Annotated in this window: 2 protein-coding genes (both cut by a window edge); both read left to right on the top strand. The window is 70.9% G+C overall.

Annotated features, from left to right (window positions below; all coding sequences use genetic code 11):
* On the top strand, nt 1-9,927 hold the 3' portion of the coding sequence (locus NMI01S_RS10260) for a non-ribosomal peptide synthetase (RefSeq protein WP_062995945.1). Its footprint begins 7,731 nt before the window's first position; 9,927 of the gene's 17,658 nt are visible here — the last part of the coding sequence; its start codon lies beyond the left edge, outside the window; the stop codon is at nt 9,925-9,927.
* Nucleotides 9,927-22,655, top strand: the 5' portion of a protein-coding gene (locus tag NMI01S_RS10255) for a non-ribosomal peptide synthetase (RefSeq protein WP_062995943.1). The gene runs 19,002 nt beyond the window's last position; only the first 12,729 of its 31,731 coding nucleotides appear in the window; its start codon is at nt 9,927-9,929; the stop codon falls past the right edge of the window. Before NMI01S_RS10260 ends, NMI01S_RS10255 begins: the two co-directional genes overlap by 1 nt.

Here is a 22,655-nt window from a genome sequence, read left to right as displayed (position 1 = left end):
ATCGAACCGATGTCGGCCGCCGAACGCGAACAGATCCTGGTGACGTGGAACGACACCGCGCACCAGGTGCCGGCGGCCACGCTGGCCGATCTGTTCGCCGAGCAGGCGCGCCGCAGCCCGGATGCCGTCGCCGTGCGTTTCGAGGGCGCCGCATGGACCTATGCCGAGCTCGCGGCGCGGGTGAATCAATTGGCGCGGCTGCTGGTGTCGATCGGCGTCGGGCCCGGGCGCACCGTGGCACTGGGTATCCGCCGCAGCGACGACCTGGTGGTCGCCATGTACGCGGTGGTCGCCGCGGGCGCTGCCTACGTGCCGCTCGATCCCGACCACCCGGCCCACCGCACCGGTGACGTGCTGCGCACCGCCCGGCCGGTGTGCGTGCTGACCCGCTCCACCGACGGACTCGATCTCGATACGAGCGGTCTGGTCAGTCACTGCGCCGTCCTCGATATCGACCTGTTCGACACCGGTGACTACTCGTCGGCACCGCTCACCGACGCCGACCGCCTGCGACCGCTGCTGCCGGGCCATCCCGCCTACGTCCTCTTCACCTCCGGGTCCACGGGCCGGCCCAAGGGTGTGGCGGTGAGCCACCGGGCGATCGTGAACCGGCTGGTGTGGATGCAGTCCGAATACGCACTGGCCGCCGCCGATGTCGTGCTGCAGAAGACTCCGGTGACCTTCGACGTGTCGGTGTGGGAGTTGTTCTGGCCGTTGCAGGTCGGCGCCCGGCTCGTGGTGGCCCGGCCCGACGGCCATCGCGACCCCGCCTACCTCGCCGAAGTGATTCGCGCCGAACACGTTTCGGTGACGCATTTCGTGCCCTCGATGCTCGCGGTGTTCCTCGCGTACGCGCGGCCGGGATCGCTGCGCACGGTGTTCGCCTCCGGTGAGGCGCTGCCCGCGGAGGTCGCGCAGCGTCTGCGGGCGGCCACCGGTGCGCGACTGCACAACCTCTACGGGCCGACCGAGGCCGCGGTCGACGTCACTCACCACGAGGTCGTCGACAGCGACACCGCGACCGTGCCGATCGGCCGCCCGGTGTTCAACACGAGGCTGTACGTCCTGGACGGGCGGCTGCGTCCGGTGCCGGTGGGTGTCGCTGGTGAGCTGTACCTGGCCGGCACGCAGCTGGCCGAAGGGTACGTCGGCCGCCCCGGCATCACCGCCGGACGTTTCGTGGCCGATCCGTTCGGCACCGGGGAGCGGCTCTACCGCACCGGCGACCTGGTCACGTGGAATCCTCGCGGTGAGCTGGAGTATCTGGGCCGCACGGACTTTCAGGTCAAGGTGCGCGGGCTGCGCATCGAACTGGGGGAGATCGAAGCGGCGCTCACCGCCGTGCCCGAGATCGCTCAGGCCGTGGTGGTCGTCCGCCACGACCCGCAGACCGGCGACCGGCTGGTCGCGTACCTGCTGCCCACCGAGGGCGCCGGCATCGAGGTCGACGCGGTGAAAGCCGCACTGGCGCGGCGACTACCGGCCTATATGCTCCCGGCGGCGTATGTCGTCCTCGACGCGTTCCCGCTCAACGGCTCCGGCAAGCTGGACCGCGGCGCCCTGCCCGATCCGGTCTGGCAGGCGCGCGAATACCACGCGCCGGCGACGGCGGCCGAAGCCGTGGTCGCCGAGGTCTTCGCGGAGGTGCTCGGCGCCGAGCGCGTGGGCCGTGACGACGACTTCTTCGACCTCGGCGGCAATTCGCTGCTCGCCACGCAGGTGCTGGCCCGCATCGGCGCCGCCCTGGACACCCAGCTGCCGGTTCGCCTGCTGTTCGAGGCCACCACGGTGGCCGCCCTGGCGGCGCGCGCCGAGCTGCGCGCCGGCACCGGGGCACGTGCCCCGCTGACCGCGCGCACCCTCCCCGAACAGGTGCCGCTCTCTGCGGCGCAGCGGCGGATCTGGTTCCTCAACCGCTACCGCGCCGACGAACGAACGGCGGCCGCGGTCGACGTCATCCCGCTGGCACTGCGGTTGCGCGGCGATCTGGATGTCGACGCCCTGCGCGCGGCCCTGGCCGATGTCGTCGAGCGGCACGAAACGCTGCGCACCCGCTACCCCGATACCGCGGACGGACCGGTGCAGGTCGTCGAGCCCGCCGCGGCGCACATCCCGGCGTTGCGCGTGGCCGCGGTGAGCGAGCACGCGCTGGCGGGGCGCATCGCCGGGATCTGCGCCACCGAATTCGACCTCACCGTCGAGACGGGCTTGCGCGCAGCGCTTTTCGCGCTGTCCGGCGATCATCACGTACTGCTGCTGGTCCTGCACCACATCTGCGCCGACGGCCTGTCGCTGGCCCCGCTGGCTGCCGATGTGACGACCGCCTACGCCGCACGCCGCGCGGGGCACGCACCCGGCTGGCAGGACCTACCGGTGCGGTACCGCGATTACACGCTGTGGCAGGCGGAGGTTCTCGGCGATCCGGCCGATCCGGAATCCGAACTGTCCCGTCAGCGCGAATTCTGGCGCACCCGCTTGGCCGGCCTGCCGGAACAGCTGGAACTGCCCACCGACCGTCCGCGTCCGCCGACGCCGTCGTATCGCGGCGGCAGCCACCGCTTCCAGATCGACTCCGATCTGCACAGTGAACTGGGCGAACTCGCCCGCAAACACGAGACCACCCTGTTCAGCACGGTGCATGCCGCGCTGGCGGTACTGCTGTCGCGCATGTCGGGCACCTCCGACATCGCGATCGGCACCCCGGTGGCCGGTCGCGGCGAGGCCGCGCTGGACCCGATGGTCGGCATGTTCGTCAACACCATCGTGTTGCGCAGCGAGATCGACAGTCGCGAGCACTTCCACACCGTGCTCGACACCGTTCGCGCACAGGATATTTCGGCGCTGTCACAGGTCGACGTGCCGTTCGAGCAGGTGGTGGAGATGCTGGCGCCGGCCCGCACCGCGAGCCGCCATCCGCTGTTCCAGGTGGCGCTGACCTTCCAGAACTTCACCCTGCCCGAGGTCGAGCTGCCGGGACTGCATGTCACGCCGGAGGCGGTCGACGCGGCAGCGGTCGCGTTCGACCTGCAGTTCACGCTGGTCGAGTCCATCGACGCCGACGGCCGCGCGGGCGGGATGTCGGTCGAGATCACCTATGCGGCAGAGCTTTTCGACGCATCGACGATCGCGGAGCTGGCGCGGCGCTTCGAGCAGGTGCTGGCCGCGGTCAGCCACGACCACACCGTCGTGGTCGGCGACATCCAGTTGCTCAGTGCCGAGGAACAGCATCGCGCGCTGTACGAATGGTCCGTCACTGGCGCCGACCGTGCCGAAACGACCACCATCGCCGCGCGTTTCGCGGCCGCCGCGCGCGTGGACCGCACGGCGACCGCGGTGCGCGCCGGCGACGTCACCCTCACCTACGGCGAACTCGAGGACCGGGCCCACGGCCTGGCCCGGCGCCTGATCGCGGCCGGCGCCGGCCCGGAAACGCTGGTGGCCGTGGCGCTTCCGCGTTCGGCGGACCTGATCGTCGCGCTGCTCGCGGTCGTCGAATCCGGCGCCGGGTATCTGCCCATCGATCCGGACTACCCCGCCGACCGGATCGAGTACATCCTCGCCGACGCCCGGCCGGTGTGCGCGATCACCGATGCGGACGGTACGGCCCGGGGCTGGTTCGACGGACCGGTGATCGACCTGGACGCGGTGTCCTGGCAGGAGCTGGACACCGCGCCGATCACGGATGCCGACCGCCGCTCGCCGCTGCGCCCGGACAACACCGCCTACGTCATCTACACCTCCGGTTCCACCGGCCGGCCCAAGGGCGTGCAGGTGCCGCACGCCAATGTGATTCGGCTGCTGGACAATACCCGCGAGCGATTCGACTTCGACCGCTCCGACGTGTGGACGCTGTTCCACTCCTACGCCTTCGACTTCTCGGTGTGGGAGCTGTGGGGTGCGCTGCTGCACGGCGGGCGGATCGTCGTCGTCGACTACTTCACCTCCCGGTCGCCGCAGCAGTTCCGGGACCTGCTGATCGACGAGGGCGTGACCGTCCTCAACCAGACCCCTTCGGCCTTCTACCAGCTGATGAGCGCGGATCTGGCCGAAGCTCCGGCCGGCTATCGGCTGCGCTACGTGATCTTCGGCGGCGAAGCGCTGGAGCCGGCGCGGCTGCGGGACTGGCTCGCGCGGTATCCGCACACACCGCGGCTGATCAACATGTACGGCATCACCGAAACCACGGTGCACGTGTCGTTCCGGCCGATCGACGCGCGCACCGGCGCGGCCGGCGTGATCGGTGCCGCCCTGCCGGGTTTGACGGTGCGACTGCTCGATTCGCGGCTGCGGCCGGTCCCGGTGGGCGTGCCGGGCGAGATCTACGTCTCCGGCCGACAGCTCGCCCGCGGATATCTGCGGCGGCCCGGGCTGACCGCCGGGCGATTCGTGGCCGACCCCTACGGGACGGCGGGTTCGCTCGCCTACCGTTCCGGCGACCTGGCACGGTGGACCGCGACCGGTGACCTCGAATATCTGGGGCGCGCCGACCATCAGGTGAACCTGCGCGGCTTCCGGGTGGAACTCGGCGAGATCGAGGCCGCCCTGCTCGCCGTGGATTCGGTGGCCCAGGCCGCGGTCGTGGTGCGCGCGGACGACGGAACCGAAGCCCGGATCGTCGGATATGTGGTCGGCGCCGGCCTCGACGTGCTGTCGGTGCGCCGCACGGTGGCCGAGCGGCTGCCCGAGCACATGGTTCCGGCCGCCGTGGTCGCGATGGATCGAATTCCGTTGACCGTCAACGGGAAACTCGATGTGCGCGCCTTGCCCGCGCCGGTGTTCGAGACGGTGGGCTACCGACGGCCCACGAGCGCCGCCGAGCAGATCGTGGCCGATGTGTTCACCGAGGTGCTCGGCGATATCGACACCGAGCGCGCGGTGGGGGCCGACGACGACTTCTTCGCTCTCGGCGGTAGCTCGCTGTCCGCGGCCAAGGCCGTCGCCCGCATCGGCGCGGCGCTCGGTGTGAACGTCCCGGTGCGCACGCTGTTCGAGAATTCGCGGGTCGCCGATCTCGCGGTGGCGGCGCTGTCCGGCGGCGCCCGGCCCGCCCTGGTCGCCGGTGAGCGTCCGGCCCGGTTGCCGCTCTCGCCGGCCCAGCAGCGGATGTGGTTCCTCAACCGGTTCGACCGGACCTCGGCCGCCTACAACATTCCGCTGGCACTGCGCCTGTCCGGTGACCTGGACCGGCAGGCTCTCGGCGCGGCGCTGCACGATGTGGTGGCCCGGCACGAATCGCTGCGTACCGTCTACCCCGAGATCGGCGGCGAACCGGCCCAGGTGATCCTGCCGGCGGAACGGGTCCACATCGACGCCACGGCCGAAACGGTCACCGGCGAGGCACTGCCGCATCGCATCCGGGAGTTGTTCGGTACCGGATTCGACGTCACCGCCGACGTGCCCGTGCGGGTGCGGGTGTTCGAACTCGCCCCGGACGAGCATGTGCTGGCGGCGGCGCTGCATCACATCTGCGCCGACGGCTCCTCGCTCGTGCCGTTCGTCGCCGACCTGATGCGCGCCTACGAGGCCCGGATCCGCTCCGCCCGGCCCGACTGGTCGCCGCTGCCGGTGCAGTACGCCGACTACGCCCTGTGGCAGAAGCGCCTGCTGGGCGCCGAGGACGATGCCGAATCGGTGGCCGCCCGGCAGATCGCGTTCTGGCGCGAAACATTGGCCGGCCTGCCCGATCAGCTCGATCTGCCGACCGACCGACCCCGTCCGGCCCGCCAGAGCCTGCACGGCCGCCGGGTCGCATTCGCCGTCGACGCCGAATTGCACCGGCGGCTGGCCGGATTGGGCCGCGGCGCCGGTGCCACGGTGTTCATGGTCGTGCACGCGGCGTTCGCGGCGGTGCTGGCCCGGCTGTGCGACACCGGCGACATCGCGGTGGGCACGCCCGTCGCGGGACGCAACGACGCCGCGCTGGACGAGGTCATCGGCATGTTCGTCAATACCGTCGTGTTGCGGACCGCGGTCGATGTGGACGCCTCCTTCGACACGCTGCTCGACACCGTGCGGGCGGCCGATATCGCCGCTCTCTCGCATACCGATGTGCCGTTCGAACGCCTCGTCGAGGTGTTGAATCCGCGTCGCTCGACGGCCCGGCATCCGCTGGTACAGGTGGGCCTGTCGTTCCAGAACCACGATCGCGCCACCCTGCGACTACCCGGACTGACCGTCGACGAGGTCGAATCCGACAGCGAGACAGCGCAATTCGACCTGCACCTGTTCGCCGTCGACCACCACACCGAGTCCGGCGCACCGGCGGGCATCGAGCTGGCACTCGGCTACGCGACCGATCTGTTCACCGCCGAGACCGCCGAGCGGATCGCCGCTCAGGTGAGCCGGGTCCTGCACACGGTGGCCGCCGCCCCCACGACCCGGATCCGCGATCTGGATCTGCTCGGCGAACAGCAGTACCGGTTCGTGATCGAGGACTGCAACCGGACCGCGCGGGAAATTCCGGCGGCGACGCTGGTGGATCTGGTCGACGCCCGGGTCGCCGCGGATCCCGCGGCGGTGGCGCTGATCGACGAGAGCGGTAGCGAACTGACCTATCGCGAATTCGACACCCGGGTCAACCGGCTGGCCCGCCACCTCATCTGCCTCGGTGTGCGTCCGGAGACGAATGTGGTGCTGGCGCTGCGCCGTTCGGCCGATCTGGTGATCGCCATGTTCGCGGTGACCAAGGCCGGCGGCGCCTATGTGCCGATCGATCCCGACCATCCGGCCGACCGGATCGCGCATATCGTCGAGACCGCGCGGCCGGTGTGCGTGCTGGGCAACGCTGCGGTGCCGGGGGTAGGCGACGACATAGCGGTGGTGGATCCCGGTACGGATCTGTCGGACTATCCGGGAACGCCGATCACCGCCGCCGATCGGGTCGCGCCGCTGCGGCCGTCGAATACCGCGTATGTCGTGTTCACCTCCGGCTCCACCGGACGCCCCAAGGGCGTGGCGGTCCCGCACGGCGCCATCGTCAACCAATTGCTCTGGCTGCGTGCCGAATTCGGTATCGACGGTACCGATCGCACGTTGCTCAAGACGCCCGCGACCTTCGACCTGTCGGTGTGGGAGTTCTGGTCTGTGCTGGTCAGCGGTGGCGCCCTGGTGATCAGCGAGCCGGGCAGCGAACGCGATCCCGACCACCTGCGCGAGCTCATGCGGCGGCACCGGGTCAGCGTGCTGTTCACCGTGCCCTCGCTGCTGGGCATGCTGCTGGCCGACGAGACCGCCCTGCCGCAGACGCTGCGAGCCGTCCTCGCGATCGGTGAGGCGCTGCCGCAGTCGACGGCGCGGCAGTTCGGAAGCCGCAGCGACGCAACGCTGTTCAATCTGTACGGCCCCACCGAAACCGCCGTGTCGATCACCTCGCACCGGGTCGGCGCCGATCCGGAACCGGGGGTGCCGATCGGCGCGCCGGTGTGGAACAGCCGGGCCCATGTGCTCGATCGGCGGCTGCGGCCGGTCCCGCCGGGTGTCCCCGGCGAGCTGTATCTGGCCGGTGACCAGCTGGCCCGTGGCTATCAGGAACAACCGGCGCTCACCGCGGGGCGTTTCGTCGCCGACCCCTTCCACGGTGGCCGCATGTACCGCACGGGCGATATCGTGCGCCGCCGGACCGACGGGCTGCTCGAATATCTGGAGCGGGCCGACTTCCAGGTCAAGATCGGCGGGTTCCGGATCGAACTCGGCGACGTGGAGGCCGCCCTGCTGCGCCGGCCCGGCGTCGAGGCCGCCGTCGCGGTGGCCCGCACCGACGGCAGCGCGGGACCGCGCCTGATCGCCTACGCGGCGGTGCCCGGCGCGCAGGTCGACGCGAGCACGCTGCGCGAGGCGCTCGGCGGCGAACTGCCGAAGTACATGGTGCCGGCGGCCGTGGTGGTGCTGGACGCGCTGCCGCTCACGGCCAACGGCAAGGTCGACCGCGATCGGCTCCCCGCTCCGGTGTTGTCCGAGACCGAATTCCGGGCCCCGGGCACCGATACCGAACGCCTGGTGGCGGCGGAATTCGCCGATATCGCCGGACGGCCCGCCGACGGCGAGTCGCCGATCGGCGCCGACACCGACTTCTTCGAACTCGGCGGCAATTCGCTCGCGGCCGCCCGCCTGGCCGCCCGGCTGGGTGCGGCCTCGGGCGTGCGGGTGCCGGTGGCCGCTGTCTTCACCGCGCCGACCGTCGCGGCGCTGGCCGCCTGGATCGACGCGGCCGAGCGCGATGTCCGTCCGCCGCTGCGCCCGCGGACCGCCGGCGCAGCGGTGCCGCTGTCGCTCGCCCAGCAGCGGATGTGGGTGCTGAACCGGCTCGCCCCGGATTCGGCGGCGTATCACGTGCCGGTCGCGTTGCGTCTGACCGGTGCGCTGGACCTCGACGCACTGCGGGCCGCGCTCGTGGACCTGGTGCGACGGCACGAGATTCTGCGCACCCGGTATCCGGAAGTCCGCACCACCTCCGCCGAACCGGAACCGGTGCAGGAGGTGCTGCCGGCCACGGCGGTCGACATCGAGCCGATTCCGGTGCGGCGCACCGAGATCGACGAGCGTATCGCCGAGATCGTCGCCCTCGGTTTCGACGTCACTGCCGCCCCGCCGGTGCGGGTGCGGCTGCTGCGGGTGGCCGACGACGAGCACATCCTGGTCGTGGTGGTCCACCACATCAGTGCCGACGGCTATTCGATGGCGCCGCTGACCCGCGACCTGATCGCGGCCTACACCAGCCGGCTGGCCGCAGCCGCGCCCCAGTGGCGTCCGCTGCCCGTCCAGTACGCCGACTACAGCGAATGGATGCGGACCGTGCTCGGCGCCGACACCGACCCGGGCAGTGTGCTGTCCGAGCAGCTCGGTTACTGGCGCGACCGGCTGGCCGGCGCCCCCGAACAGCTGGCACTGCCGACCGATCGCCCGCGTCCCGCCCGCCGTGAGATGCGCGGCGCGACGGTCGATTTCGCCTTCGAACAGCCGCTGGTCGCGCAGCTGTCCGGCGTCGCGCGAGCACACGGAACCACACTGTTCTCCACGATGCACGCCGCGTTCGCGGTGCTGCTGGCGAAGCTGTCCGGACAATCCGACATCGTCGTCGGCGCACCGGTGGCCGGACGCGGGGACCGTGAACTCGACGATCTGGTCGGCATGTTCGTCAACACCGTGGCGCTGCGCACCGAGATCGACGCCCGGACGAGTTTCGCCGAACTGCTGCGGAATGTGCGCGACGGCGACCTGGCGGCGCTCGGCCGCACCGAGGTGCCGTTCGAACGGGTGGTGGAGGCGCTGGGCCGCACCCGCACCAGCGCGTACACGCCGATCTTCCAGGTGCTGTTCACCTTCCAGAACCTGCCGGCCACGGCGGTCACACTGCCCGGGCTGCGGGTCGAGACCCTCGAACCGGCATTGCCGGAGGCGAAATTCGATCTCCAGCTGACCGCGCTGGAGGAATTCGGCGCGGACGGCGAACTGCAGCGGTTGCGGATGCAATTCTGCTATCCCACCGACATCTTCGACGAGCGCACGGTGCGGTTGTTCGCCGAACGACTACAGCTGATCGTGCGGGCGGTGGCGGCGGATCCGTCGATCACCGTGCGCGCGATCGACATTCGCACCGCCGAGGAACGCGACCGCCGCACCGGTCGCGCGGCATCCACCCGACTGCCCGGCGATCTGGTCGATCTCATCGCCGCCGCGGCCGGAACCGCACCCGATTCGCTGGCCGTCGAATTCGGCGGCCGCGGTATCGGATTCGCGGAACTGCACCACAAGGTGGTCACCGTCGGCCGGGCGATGGGCGCGAGCGCCACGCCCGACGCGCTGATCAATGTCGCGCTGGCCGGATTGCTGCCCGGCGTTCTCGCCGCCGGCGCCGGCGGACTCACCACGATGCTCGAGGCCCTGCATCTGCGCGCACAGGGCGTGATCACCACGGAAGGAACCCACTGATGACGCATGCAGAGTCGGTTACACCCGTCCGGTCCACCGAGCACCCCGCGCTGCGCGGCGCCTACGGCATCGCGGATCTGCCGTATCTGGTCGAGGTGGTCGCCGACCTGGAACCGCAGCGCGTCGCGGTCCGCCACGAGGACACCGCGCTCACCTACGCGGAGCTGGGCGCGGAGCTGACCACGCTGGCCGCGGCGATGGGTGACGCGCTGACCCCCGATGCGCTCGTGCAGGTGGTCGTCTCGGGCCGGCTGCCGGCGCTGCTGGAATCGGGGGAGGGCGCGCTGGCCGCCGCCGTCTCCGATCTGCTCGACGACGCGCTCACCGCGGCCGCGGACGTGCTCGAACCCGGCCTGGCTCCCGCCGATACGCTCGCCACGCTGTTCGCCGAGCAGGTGGCGCGCACGCCCGGTCTGGTCGCGGTGGAGTTCGACGGCCGGACGCTGACCTACGCCGAACTCGACGCACGAGCGAACGCGCTGGCGTGGCGGCTCGTCCGGCTGGGCGTGGGCCCGGACGCCCGGGTGGGTCTGTCGATGCGCCGGTCGCTGGAACTGGTGATCGGCATGTACGCCATCCACAAGGCCGGCGGCGCCTACGTGCCGATCGACCCGGAGCATCCGGCCGATCGCATCGCGTACGTGCTCGAGATCGCCGCGCCCGTCGTCGTTCTCACCCATGCCGCAAGCCCGGCGTTCGACGGTGTGCCCGTTTTGCGGGTGGACGAATTCGATGGGGAGACAGGCGATCGGCCGTCGGTACTGGAGTCCGGGGAGGTGGTGCCGGCTCGCCCGGACAACACCGCCTACGTCATCTTCACCTCCGGCTCGACCGGGCGGCCCAAGGGGGTCGCGGTCTCGCACCGCGCCATCGTGGCGAATCTGCGCTGGCGTCAGCGCTGCTACCGCATGCACGCCGCGGATGTGGTGCTGCAGAAGACGCCGTTCACCTTCGACGTGTCGGTGTGGGAATTCTTCTGGCCCTTGCAGATCGGCGCCAGGCTGGTACTCGCCGCACCGGACGGTCATCGCGATCCGGCGTATCTGATCCGGACCGTCGCCGCCAAGCACGTCACCATCGCGCATTTCGTACCGTCCATGCTGGCGGTGTTCGCCGCCGCGGTCGCGGATGCGCAGGCGATGAGCGATATCGACTCCCTGCGTGCGGTATTCGCCTCCGGTGAGTCGTTGCCCGCCGCGACCGGCGCCGCCTTCCGCGATGTGAGCGGCGCGAGTCTGCACAATCTGTACGGCCCGACCGAGGCCGCGGTCGACGTGACCGCGCACGAGGTGACCGCGGCCGATACGGTCTCGGTCCCGATCGGTGCGGCGGCCGACGACACCGACCTGCACGTCCTGGACGACAACCTGCAGCCTGTCCCGGACGGTGTGGTGGGCGAGCTGTATCTGTCCGGTGTGCAGCTGGCCCGCGGCTACCTCGGCCGCGCGGCGCTCACCGCCGAACGGTTCGTCGCCAACCCGCACGGCGCCCCGGGCGACCGCATGTACCGCACCGGCGACCTGGTGCGCTGGAACAGCGGGATCGACGGCGGCCCGCGCGAACTGGAATATCTGGGCCGCAGCGACTTCCAGGTGAAACTGCGCGGTCTGCGGATCGAACCGGGTGAGGTCGAGGCGGCGCTGCTGGCGCACGAATCGGTCGCCCAGGCCGCGGTGGTGCTGTACCGGCACAGCACGGGCGACCACCTGATCGGCTACGTCGTGACGGCCGGCGGGTGCGAGCTCGATTCCGGCGCGATTCTTCGCGACGCCGCGCGGCGGCTGCCGGAATACATGGTGCCGACCCTGCTCGTCGGCATGGACCGCATGCCGGTCAACGCCAACGGCAAGTTGGACCGCAAGGCCCTGCCCGAACCCGAGTTCGCGGGCGCCGCACGTGAATTCCGTGCGCCGGAGACGCCGGGCGAGCGAGCGGTGGCGGAGATCTTCGCCGGCCTGCTCGGCATCGACGCCGTGGGCGCCGACGACGACTTCTTCGCCCGCGGCGGCAATTCGCTGCTGGCCACCCGCGCGATCGCGCGCATCGGCGCCGCCCTGGATATCGCGGTCGACGTGCGGGACTTCTTCGACCGCCCCACTCCGGCCGGACTCGCCGCCCTGGCCACCACCGCCCGCGTGCGGCCACCGCTGGTCGCCGGCCCCCGTCCGGAGGCGGTACCGCTGTCGGCGGCGCAGCGCCGCATGTGGTTCCTGAACCGCCTGGCCAACAGCGACGCCACCGGCAACTCCGCGGCGGCGGTGGACAACATTCCGGTCGCGCTGCGCCTGCGGGGCCGGCTCGACACCGCGGCATTGCGTGCGGCCGTCGCCGACGTGACCGCGCGCCACGAGGTGCTGCGCACGGTGTACCCGCAGACCGCGGCGGGGGCCGTGCAGGTCGTCCGGCCCGTCGCCGAGCCGGATCTGACGCCGGTCGAGATCGCCGAGACCGATCTGGTCGCCGCGGTGCGCGAGGTCGCCGCCACCGGTTTCGACGTCGCCGCCGAGATCCCGGTACGGGTCCGGTTGCTGCGTACCGGCGCCGACGATCACACCCTGGTGCTGGTGGTCCATCACATCGCCGCCGACGGGGTCTCGATGGGACCGCTGCTACGCGACCTGATCCAGGCCTACACCGCCCGCAGCCGCGGCACCGCCCCGAACTGGACGCCGCTGCCGCTGCACTACGCCGACTACACGCTGTGGCAGCAGCGAGTGCTCGGCGACGACACCGATCCGGACTCCGAGGCGGCCCGGCAGCTGACCTTCTGGCAGCACGAATTGGCCGAGCTCCCGGCGCAATTGGATCTGCCCGCCGATCGTCCGCGCCCGGCCACGGCCTCGTACCGGGGCGCGACCGTCGAATTCACCATCGACGCCGCCCTGCGCGCGGCGATCGACGAGCTGGCCGACCAGCTGCGGGCCACGCCGTTCATGGTGCTGCACGCGGCGCTGTCGCTGCTGCTGGCCCGGTTGTCCGGGACGAGCGATATCGCGATCGGCACGCCCGTCGCGGGCCGCGGTGAGCGCGCGCTCGACGATCTGGTCGGCATGTTCGTCAACACCCTGGTCCTTCGGACCCGGGTGGCCGGCGACACCGATTTCGCCGACCTGGTCCGCCGCGTCCGCGCCGTCGACCTCGATGCCTTCGCCCATGCCGAGATTCCGTTCGAACGCCTGGTGGAGGTGCTGAATCCGGCGCGTTCGCAGGCGCGGCATCCGCTGTTCCAGGTCGGCCTGTTCATGCAGAACATCGGGGTCGGGGCGCCGGAACTGCCGGGTCTCGAAAGCGAGCTCGTGGATTTCGATCCCGGCTTCGCGAAATTCGATCTCCAGCTCACCATTTCCACCCCGCCCGCCGCCGAAGGCGGATATCGCGCCGAATTCACCTACGCCACCGACCTTTTCGACGAACCCACGGTCGGGGAATTCGCCGCCAAATTCCTGCGCCTGCTCCGGGGCGCCATCGCCGACCCGCATCTGCCGGTCGGCGATCTGGAACTGCTCGACGCCGGCGAACTCGACTATGTGACCTCCAGCTGGAATGCCAGCGGCCACAAGGTGTTCGACCATTTCCTGCACGAGGGTTTCGATCGGCAGTCGCGCCGCACGCCGAACCACCGCGCACTCGTCTTCGAAGGCATCGAGCTCACCTACGGCGAGATGTCCGAGCGGGTGAACCGGCTCGCGCGCAAGCTGATCGAATCCGGCGTCGGGCCGGAGACGCTGGTGGTCCTGGCCATGCCGCGCTCGATCGAACTGGTGCTCGGCATGTACGCGGTGCTGCACGCCGGCGGCGCCTACGTTCCGGTGGACCCGTCCCATCCGGCCGAGCGCATCGGCCACATCATCGCCACCGCGCGGCCGCATACGGTGCTGACCACGCGGGCCGCCGGCTTCGCACTACCGGCGGCGACGGCCGATACGGTCGACGTGCACCATCTCGACGAGCTGGACCTCACCGCATACTCCGCGGCCAGGATCGGTGACCGGGAGCGCAACGGCACGCTGCATCCGGACCATCCGGCCTATGTGCTGTTCACCTCCGGCTCGACCGGGCGGCCCAAGGGGGTCGCGGTCAGTCACCGCGCCATCGCCAATCAGCTCGAATGGATGCAGGCCGAATACGGGGTGCGCGCCGGCGACATCTACCTGCAGAAGACCGCGACCACCTTCGACGTCTCGCTGTGGGGCTATTTCCTCCCGCTGCGCGCGGGCGCCACCCTGATCGTGGCCGCTCCCGACGGCCACCGCGACGCTCGCTATCTCGCCGAAACCATTGCCGCGCAGCGAGTGACGCTGACCGACTTCGTCCCCTCGATGCTCACCGTCTTCCTCAACCACGCCGAGGCGGACGAACTGACCACCCTGCGGGCCGCCTTCGTGGTCGGAGAGGCGCTGCCCGCGGAAACCGCCGCCCTGTTCGCCGAGAAGTGCGACGGCGCCCTGCACAATATGTACGGCCCGACCGAGGCGGCGGTGTCGATCACCTGCCACGAGGTCACCGCCGACGATGTGCGCAGTGTGCCGATCGGCGAGCCGGAATGGAATTCGCAGGTCTTCGTGCTGGACTCTCGGCTGCATCCGGTGCCGATCGGCGTGCCGGGCGAGTTGTACCTGGCCGGAACGCAACTCGCGCGCGGCTACTGCGGGCGCTCCGATCTGACCGCGGACCGGTTCGTCGCCAACCCCTTCGGCTTCGGCGGCGAACGGATGTATCGCACCGGCGATCTGGTGCGCTGGACTCCCGAGGGCGAGCTCGACTACCTGGGCCGCATCGACTTCCAGGTGAAATTCCGCGGCCAGCGCATCGAACTGCCGGAGATCGAGACCGCGCTGCTGGCCGCGCCGGGTGTGGGCCAGGCCGCGGTGCGCCTGGTCACCGGCGAGAGCGGCGACTACCTGGCCGGATACGTGATCCGTACGCCGGGCGCCGAACTCGATGTGCGGGATGTGCGGGAGGGACTCGGCGCGGTGCTGCCCGCGTACATGATTCCCACCGCCGTCGTCGAACTGGCCGAATTCCCGCTCAACAGCAGCGGCAAATTGGATCGCGCGGCGTTACCGCTGCCCGTGCTGGAGGCCGCGCGATTCCACGCACCGCGCACTCCGCTGGAGGAGCGGGTGGCCGAGGTGTTCGCCGATGTCCTCGGGCTGGAGCGGGTCGGCCGCGACGACGACTTCTTCGCCCTCGGCGGCAGCTCCCTCGACGCCACCCAGGTCAGTGCCCGTGTCGGCCGGATCGTGGATGCCCGGGTGCCGGTGCGCGCCCTGTTCGAAGCCTCGACCGTCGCCGCCTTCGCGGCCGCCGCCGGCGGCGAGGTGGCCGAGCGACCCCGTCCGGCGCTGGTGAAACAGCAACGGCCACAGCGCATTCCGCTGTCACCGGCGCAGCAGCGGATGTGGTTCCTCAACCGGTTCGATCCGGATTCGGGCGTCCACAACATTCCGGTCGCCGTCCGGCTGAGCGGGGAACTGGACGTCGCGGCGCTGGCCGCCGCCGTCGCCGATGTGGTGCGACGCCACGAAACCCTGCGCACGCGCTATCCCGAATACGAGGACGGTCCGGCCCAGGAGGTGCTGCCCGCCGCCGACGTACATGTGGACCTGACGCCGGTCGGCGTCCCGGCGGCGGAGATCGCGAGCCGGATCGCCGAGCTCACGGCGCGAGGCTTCGACGTGACCGCCGCACCGCCACTGCGACTCGCATTGCTGCGCGGGGACTTCGGCGACAGCAACGTGGCCGGCTCCGAGGGTGTCGAGCCCGAGCACATCCTCGTCTTCGTGGCACACCACATCGCGGCCGACGGCTGGTCGATCGCCCCGCTGACCCGCGACCTCATGACCGCCTACGCGCATCGCGCGGCCGGAACCGCACCGCAGTGGGAACCGCTGCCCGTGCAGTACGCCGACTTCAGCATCTGGCAGCACGCGGTGCTGGGCTCGGAGTCCGATCCGGACAGTGTCCTCAGCGCCCAGGCGGCCTACTGGCGCGCGACCCTCGCCGGACTCGCCGACGAGCTGAACCTGCCCACCGACCGGCCGCGCCCGATGCGGCCCTCCTACGCCGGGAGCCGAGTGCGATTCGCTGTCGGCGGCGATATCCGCGATGGGCTGCGCGAGCTCGCCCAGCGGCGACAGGCCACCACCTTCATGGCCGTGCACACCGCGCTGGCGATCTTCCTGGCCCGCATGGCCGGCACCGACGATGTGGCGATCGGCTCGCCGATCGCCGGGCGCGGTGAGCGCGAACTCGACGATCTGATCGGCATGTTCGTCAACACCGTGGTGCTGCGGACCGCGGTGCCCGGCGGCGCGAGCTTCACCGAACTCCTGGACCGCACCCGCGACGCCGACCTGCGTGCCTTCGCGCACGCCGACCTGCCGTTCGAGCGCCTGGTGGAACTGCTCGATCCGGAACGGTCGACCGCGCGGCATCCGCTGTTCCAGGTGGCGCTGGCCTTCGAGAACCTGCCCACCGGCGAGCTGGAGCTACCGGGGTTGCGGGCCGGAACGGTCGAGCAGGCCGCCGATACCGCGAAATTCGATCTGGCCCTGAACATCCGGGAGACACCCGACGGGCTGGCCGCGGAGTTCGCCTATGCCCGCGACCTTTTCGATCACGCCACGATCGAGGGTTTCGCGAGCCGTTTCCTCGGACTGCTGCGGCAGCTGGTCGCCGATCCCGACGCCGCGGTCGGTGACATGTCGCTGCTCAGCGCCGACGAATACGTCCGGCTGACCCGGGTACGGCCCGACGAGGCGATGGCGACCGCGCTGCTGCCGGAACTGCTCACCGCCGGGCTGAGCCTCGGCCGCGACCGGATCGCGGTGCGCTACGAGGGGCGTTCGATCACCTACGGCGACCTCGACGACTACTCCTCCCGGCTGGCCCGCAGGCTGATCGCGGCCGGCGTCGGCCCGGAACAGCTGGTGGCCGTGGCACTTCCACGGTCGTTCGAGATGGTCGCCGCGGCCGTCGCGGTGGCCAAGGCCGGCGGCGCCCACGTCCCGGTCGACCCCACCTATCCCGCGGAACGGGTGCGGTACATGGTCACCGATTCGGCGGCCCGGGTCGGCATCACGGTCGCCGCCTACGCCGACGCCCTCCCCGACGACGTGCGCTGGCTGATCCTCGACGCGCCCGCGACCGAGACCGAACTCGCCGCACTGCCCGCCGAGCCGATCGTCGACGCCGAGCGGCTCGCCACGCTGCGGATGTCACATCCGGCGTACGTGATCTACACGTCGGGCTCGACGGGTAGGCCCAAGGGTGTCACCGTGACGCACGCGGGCCTGGGCGGGCTGGCCCAGTACGCGATCGAACGGTACGGGTTGCGGCCCGAACACCACATGCTGCACATCTGCTCGCCGAGCTTCGACCCCTCGGTCCTGGAATGGATGTGCGCCTTCGCCACCGGCGCGACGCTGGTGGTCGTGCCGGCGCGCATCATCGGCGGCCCCGAACTGGGCGCGCTGATGCGCGCGGAAGCGGTGACCCACGCGATCATCACCCCCGCCGTGCTGGGCACCCTGGACGCGGCGGAACAGCCGCAGCTGCAGGTACTTTCGGTCGGCGGCGATGTGACCACCGACGAACTGCTGGCGGCCTGGGAGCCCGGCCGCCGCTATTTCAACGGCTACGGTCCGACCGAAACCACCATCATCTCCTCGTACGCACGGCTGACCGCCGGACAGCCGGTCACCATCGGCACGCCGGTGCACGGCATGTCGGCGCTGGTGCTCGACCGGCGACTGCGGCCGGTGGCGCCCGGTGTGGCCGGTGAGCTGTATCTCGCGGGCGGTGGCCTGGCCCGGGGATACCGCAACCGATCGGGCGCGACCGCCGAACGCTTCCTGCCGAACCCGTGGGGGACGCCGGGCAGCCGGATGTATCGCACCGGCGATGTCGTGCGCTGGCGCGCGGTCGCGCCGACGGTGCGCCAGGCGCAGCCGGAATGGGAACTCGAGTACGTCGGGCGCTCGGATTTCCAGGTGAAGATCCGCGGCTTCCGCGTCGAACTCGGCGAGATCGACGCGGTGCTCGGCGCCCACCCCGACGTCGACTACGCGACCACCCTGGGACGCGACCACGACACCCGCGGCACCATGCTGGTGTCCTACGTCCTGCCGAAACCGGGACGCGCGGTCGATCCCGTCGAGCTCACCGATTTCGCGGCCCGCCGGTTGCCCTCGCATATGGTGCCCGTCGCACTGGTCGTCCTCGACAAGATTCCGCTGACCCCGGTCGGCAAGCTGGACCGCAAGGCGCTGCCCGCGCCGGTGCCGGCGCCCACGCGGTACCGGGCGCCGGTCGGTGCGGCCGAGGTGCTGGTCGCCGACACCTTCGCCGCCCTGCTCGGCGTCGAACAGGTGGGTGCGGACGACGACTTCTTCGCCCTGGGCGGCAACTCGCTCATCGCCACCCAGCTCGCCGCCCGCCTGAACAAGGCCACCGCGGACACGGTGCCGGTCCGCGCGGTCTTCGACGCGCCGACCGTGCGCGCGCTGGCTACCCGGATCACTGTGTCGGACAAGGGTTCCGGGGACAACGGGCCGATCGCCGTCGATCCGCGCCCGGATATCGTCCCGCTGTCGATCGCGCAGCAGCGCATGTGGATGCTCAACCGCCTGGACACCGGCGGCGGCAGTTACAACATCGCCTTCGCGCTGCGGCTCACCGGCAATCTGCACATCGCCGCGTTGCGCGCCGCGATCGCCGATGTGATCGAGCGGCACGAAACCCTGCGTACCCGCTATCCCGAGCGGGACGGGGTGGCGACCCAATGCGTCGTACCCGCCGCCGTACCGGATCTCACGGTCACCGATGTCGATGCCGCCGAGGTCGCCGCCATGGCGGAAAGCTTGGCGCACAGTCGTTTCGACGTCGCGGACGAGGTTCCCGTCCGCATCCGGCTGTTGCGGGTGCGCCGCGCGCCCGACGCCGATCGCACCGATCAGACCCATGTCCTGCTGTTCGTCGTGCATCACATCGCGGCCGACGGCTGGTCCTTCGCCCCGCTGACCCGGGACCTCGCCGTCGCCTATCAGGCCCGCACCGCGGGTGCGGCGCCGCGGTGGTCGCCGCTGCCGATCCAGTACGCCGATTACGCCCTGTGGCAGCAGCGCACCCTCGGTTCGGTCGCCGATTCCGGATCGGAATCCGCTCGGCAGCTGGAATTCTGGCGTGCGCAACTGTCCGGCGCGCCGGAGCTGTCCGCGCTGCCGACCGATCGCCCGCGCCCGGCGATCGCCTCCCAGCGTGGCGGCGCCCGCACCGCACGGCTGAATTCCGCACTGCATCAGCGCATCCACGACCTGGCGGCCGCACATCGGGTGACACCGTTCATGGTGCTGCACGCCGCCCTGTCGGTACTGCTGGCCCGCTTCGGCGGCAGCGACGACATCGTGATCGGCGCCCCGGTCGCCGGCCGCGGTGATCAGGCGCTCGACGATCTGGTCGGCATGTTCGTCAACACGCTGGTACTGCGCACCCCGGTGCACGGCGGGGACAGCCTCGTCGAACATCTGGATCATGTGCGGGCCGTCGACCTCGCCGCCTTCGACCATGCCGCGGTGCCGTTCGAACAGCTCGTCGAAGCCCTCAACCCGACTCGCTCCCGCGCACATTCGCCGCTGTACCAGGTGTCATTGACACTGCAGAACCAGACCCGCGCGCAGCTGCGGCTCGAGGGGCTGGAGATCGCCGCGGTCGAGCCGGCGGCGGCGCCGATCCAGGTCGACCAGCACTGGACCGCGAACGAGACCTACGCCGCGGACGGTACGGCCGCGGGTATCGACCTGCACGTGCACTATGCCGCCGACCTCTTCGACCCGGAGACCGTCGCGGCGCTGCTCGACGGATTCGAACGCATCGTGGCGGCGATGACGGCCGAGGGCACCACCCGGGTCGCCGACGTCGAGCTGATGTCGCCGGCCGAACGCGACCGGCTGATCGGCGGGCACAACGCCACCGGTTACCCGGTCGAACCGCGCACCCTGCCCGAACTTCTCGCCGCCCGGCCGCAGCGCCCGGCGGCGCAGGCGGTGACCTTCGAGGGCACCAGTCTGTCCTATCGGGAATTCGACCGGCGCGTGCACCGCCTGGCGCGCTACCTCATCGCCCGCGGGGCCGGCCCGGAAACTGCTGTGGCTGTGCGTATTCCGCGATCGCTGGAGTTGGTCGTCGCCATTCACGCGATCGTCGCGACCGGGGCGGCCTACGTGCCGCTGGACCCCGACCATCCTGTCGACCGCGTGCGTTACGTCCTCGACACCGCGCGTCCCGCCTGTGTACTGACCACGACCGACGATTCCGTCCTACCGGCCGGAGTGGATGTGGTGCGGCTGGACCGGCTGGACCTGTCCGGCTGTGCCGACGACGCGGTGACCGATGCCGACCGGGTGTCGCCACTGCGGCCGGAGCATGTGGCGTATGTGATTTTCACGTCGGGGTCGACGGGTCGCCCGAAGGGTGTGGCGGTGAGTCACGGGGCGATTGTGAATCGTCTGGTGTGGATGCAGTCCGAGTATCGGCTCGGGGTGGATGATGTGGTGTTGCAGAAAACTCCGGCGACGTTCGATGTGTCGGTGTGGGAGTTCTTCTGGCCGTTGCAGGTGGGTGCGCGGTTGGTGGTGGCGCGTCCGGACGGGCATCGCGACCCGGCCTACCTCGCGCGATTGATGGACGAGGAGGCCGTGACGACGGCGCATTTCGTCCCGTCGATGCTGGCCGTATTCGTCGGCTCGGTCGCGACGGCGCCGGCCTCGTTGCGTCGCGTGTTCACTTCGGGTGAGGCGTTGGCGGTGGATACGGCCGTACGCTGGCGCGAGCTCGGTGGTGCGGCGCTGCACAACTTGTACGGTCCGACCGAGGCCGCGGTGGATGTCACCTTCCACGAGGTGAGCGATGCCGACACCGTGACGGTGCCGATCGGTCGTCCGGTGGCCAATACCCGTGTCTACGTGCTCGATTCGATGCTGCGCCCGGTCCCCGTCGGCGTCACCGGCGAGCTCTACCTGGCGGGCGACCAGCTCGCGCGCGGTTATGTCGGCCGTTCCGAGCTGACCTCCGACCGCTTCGTCGCCGACCCGTTCGCTGTGTCCACAAGGGGCACTCCCGAGGGCCCTGCGGGGTCACGCTCCGCTACCGCCTCCGGGCCCGCCGGTCGTGCCCCGGCCGGAGCCCGGATGTACCGCACCGGCGACCTGGTGCGCTGGAACCGCGCCGGTGAACTGGAATACTTGGGCCGCAACGACTTCCAGGTGAAACTACGCGGGCTGCGCATCGAACTCGGTGAGATCGAGGCCGCGCTGACCGCGCAGGCCGGCATCGCGCAGGCGGCCGTGGTGGTCGCGGGAGCGGGGGAGCGCGCGCGGCTGCACGCCTATGTGGTGGCGGCCGCGGGCGCTGCCGTCGATCCCGCCGCCGTGCTGGCCGCCGCGGGCGCAGCCCTGCCCGCGTACATGATCCCGGCCGGAGTCACGGTGCTGCCGCAACTGCCGGTCAATTCCTCCGGCAAGCTCGACCGCGCCGCCTTGCCGGCCGTCGATCACGGGGAGAAGTCCGTCTACCGCGCCCCGGCCGAAGGGGCCGAGGCCGTGGTCGCCGCCGTGATGGCCGAACTGCTGGGCCTCGACTCGCCGGGTGCCGGAGCCTTCGGCGCCGACGACGACTTCTTCGCCGCCGGTGGTAACTCCCTGCTGGCGATGCGGGTGGTCGCGCGGGTCAATGCCGCCCTGGGATGCGATCTCGACGTCGCGGAAATCTTCGGCGCACCCACCGCCGCCCTGCTGGCCCGCCTGGCCGAGGACGCACCCCAGGCGGCCGTGCCGGCCCTGACGGCGGGCCCGCGCCCGGATCGAATTCCGTTGTCGCTCGCGCAAACTCGCATCTGGCTGTTGAACCGCATCGAACCGGATTCGGCGATGTACAACATCCCGTTCGCGCTGCGCCTGCGCGGTGATCTGGACGAGTTCGCCCTCTCCGAGGCGGTCGCCGATGTGCTGACGCGGCACGAATCGCTGCGCACGATCTTCCCCGAGGACGCCGAGGGCCCGCGCCAGCACATTCGCGCCGCCGAGGACTGCGCCGCGACCGCGCTCACGCTGCACACCGTGAACGCCGGCGAGGTGGATGCCGAACTCGCCGGCGCGGCGGCGCGCGGCTTCGACCTGCGGCACGAACTCCCGTTGCGTATCAGCGCTTTCCGGGTCGCGCCCGACGAACACATCCTGCTCGTGGTCGTGCACCACATCGCGGCCGACGGCATATCCACCGCGCCGCTCGCCCGTGACCTGGTGACCGCCTACGCCGCGCGCCGTGCGGCGGCGGTTCCCGACTGGCAGCCGCTGCCGGTGCAGTACGCCGATTTCGCGCTGTGGCAGCACGCGGTCCTGGGACGCGCCGACGATCCCGAATCCCGCCTGGCCCGCCAGATCGAATTCTGGCGCGCCGAGCTGGCCGGCCTGCCCGCCGTCATCGACCTGCCCGGCGACCGGCCGCGGCCGGCGGTGGCGTCGGGCGCGGGTGCGGCGATCGAATTCCGCATTCCGGCCGAGCTGACCGCAGCGGTCGAGACCATGGCCCGCCGCGCGGGCGTGTCGACCTTCATGGTGCTGCACGCGGCCTACGCCACCCTGCTCGCCACCCTGTCCGGCACCGACGACCTGGCGATCGGCACCCCGGTCGCGGGCCGGTCGGCGCAGGCACTCGACGATCTGGTCGGC

Source organism: Nocardia mikamii NBRC 108933 (assembly GCF_001613505.1).
In the GTDB taxonomy this organism is placed as follows: Bacteria; Actinomycetota; Actinomycetes; order Mycobacteriales; family Mycobacteriaceae; genus Nocardia; species Nocardia mikamii.
The sequence above is the reverse complement of the archived record's forward strand: the minus strand, read 5'-3'. Positions and strand labels throughout refer to the sequence as shown.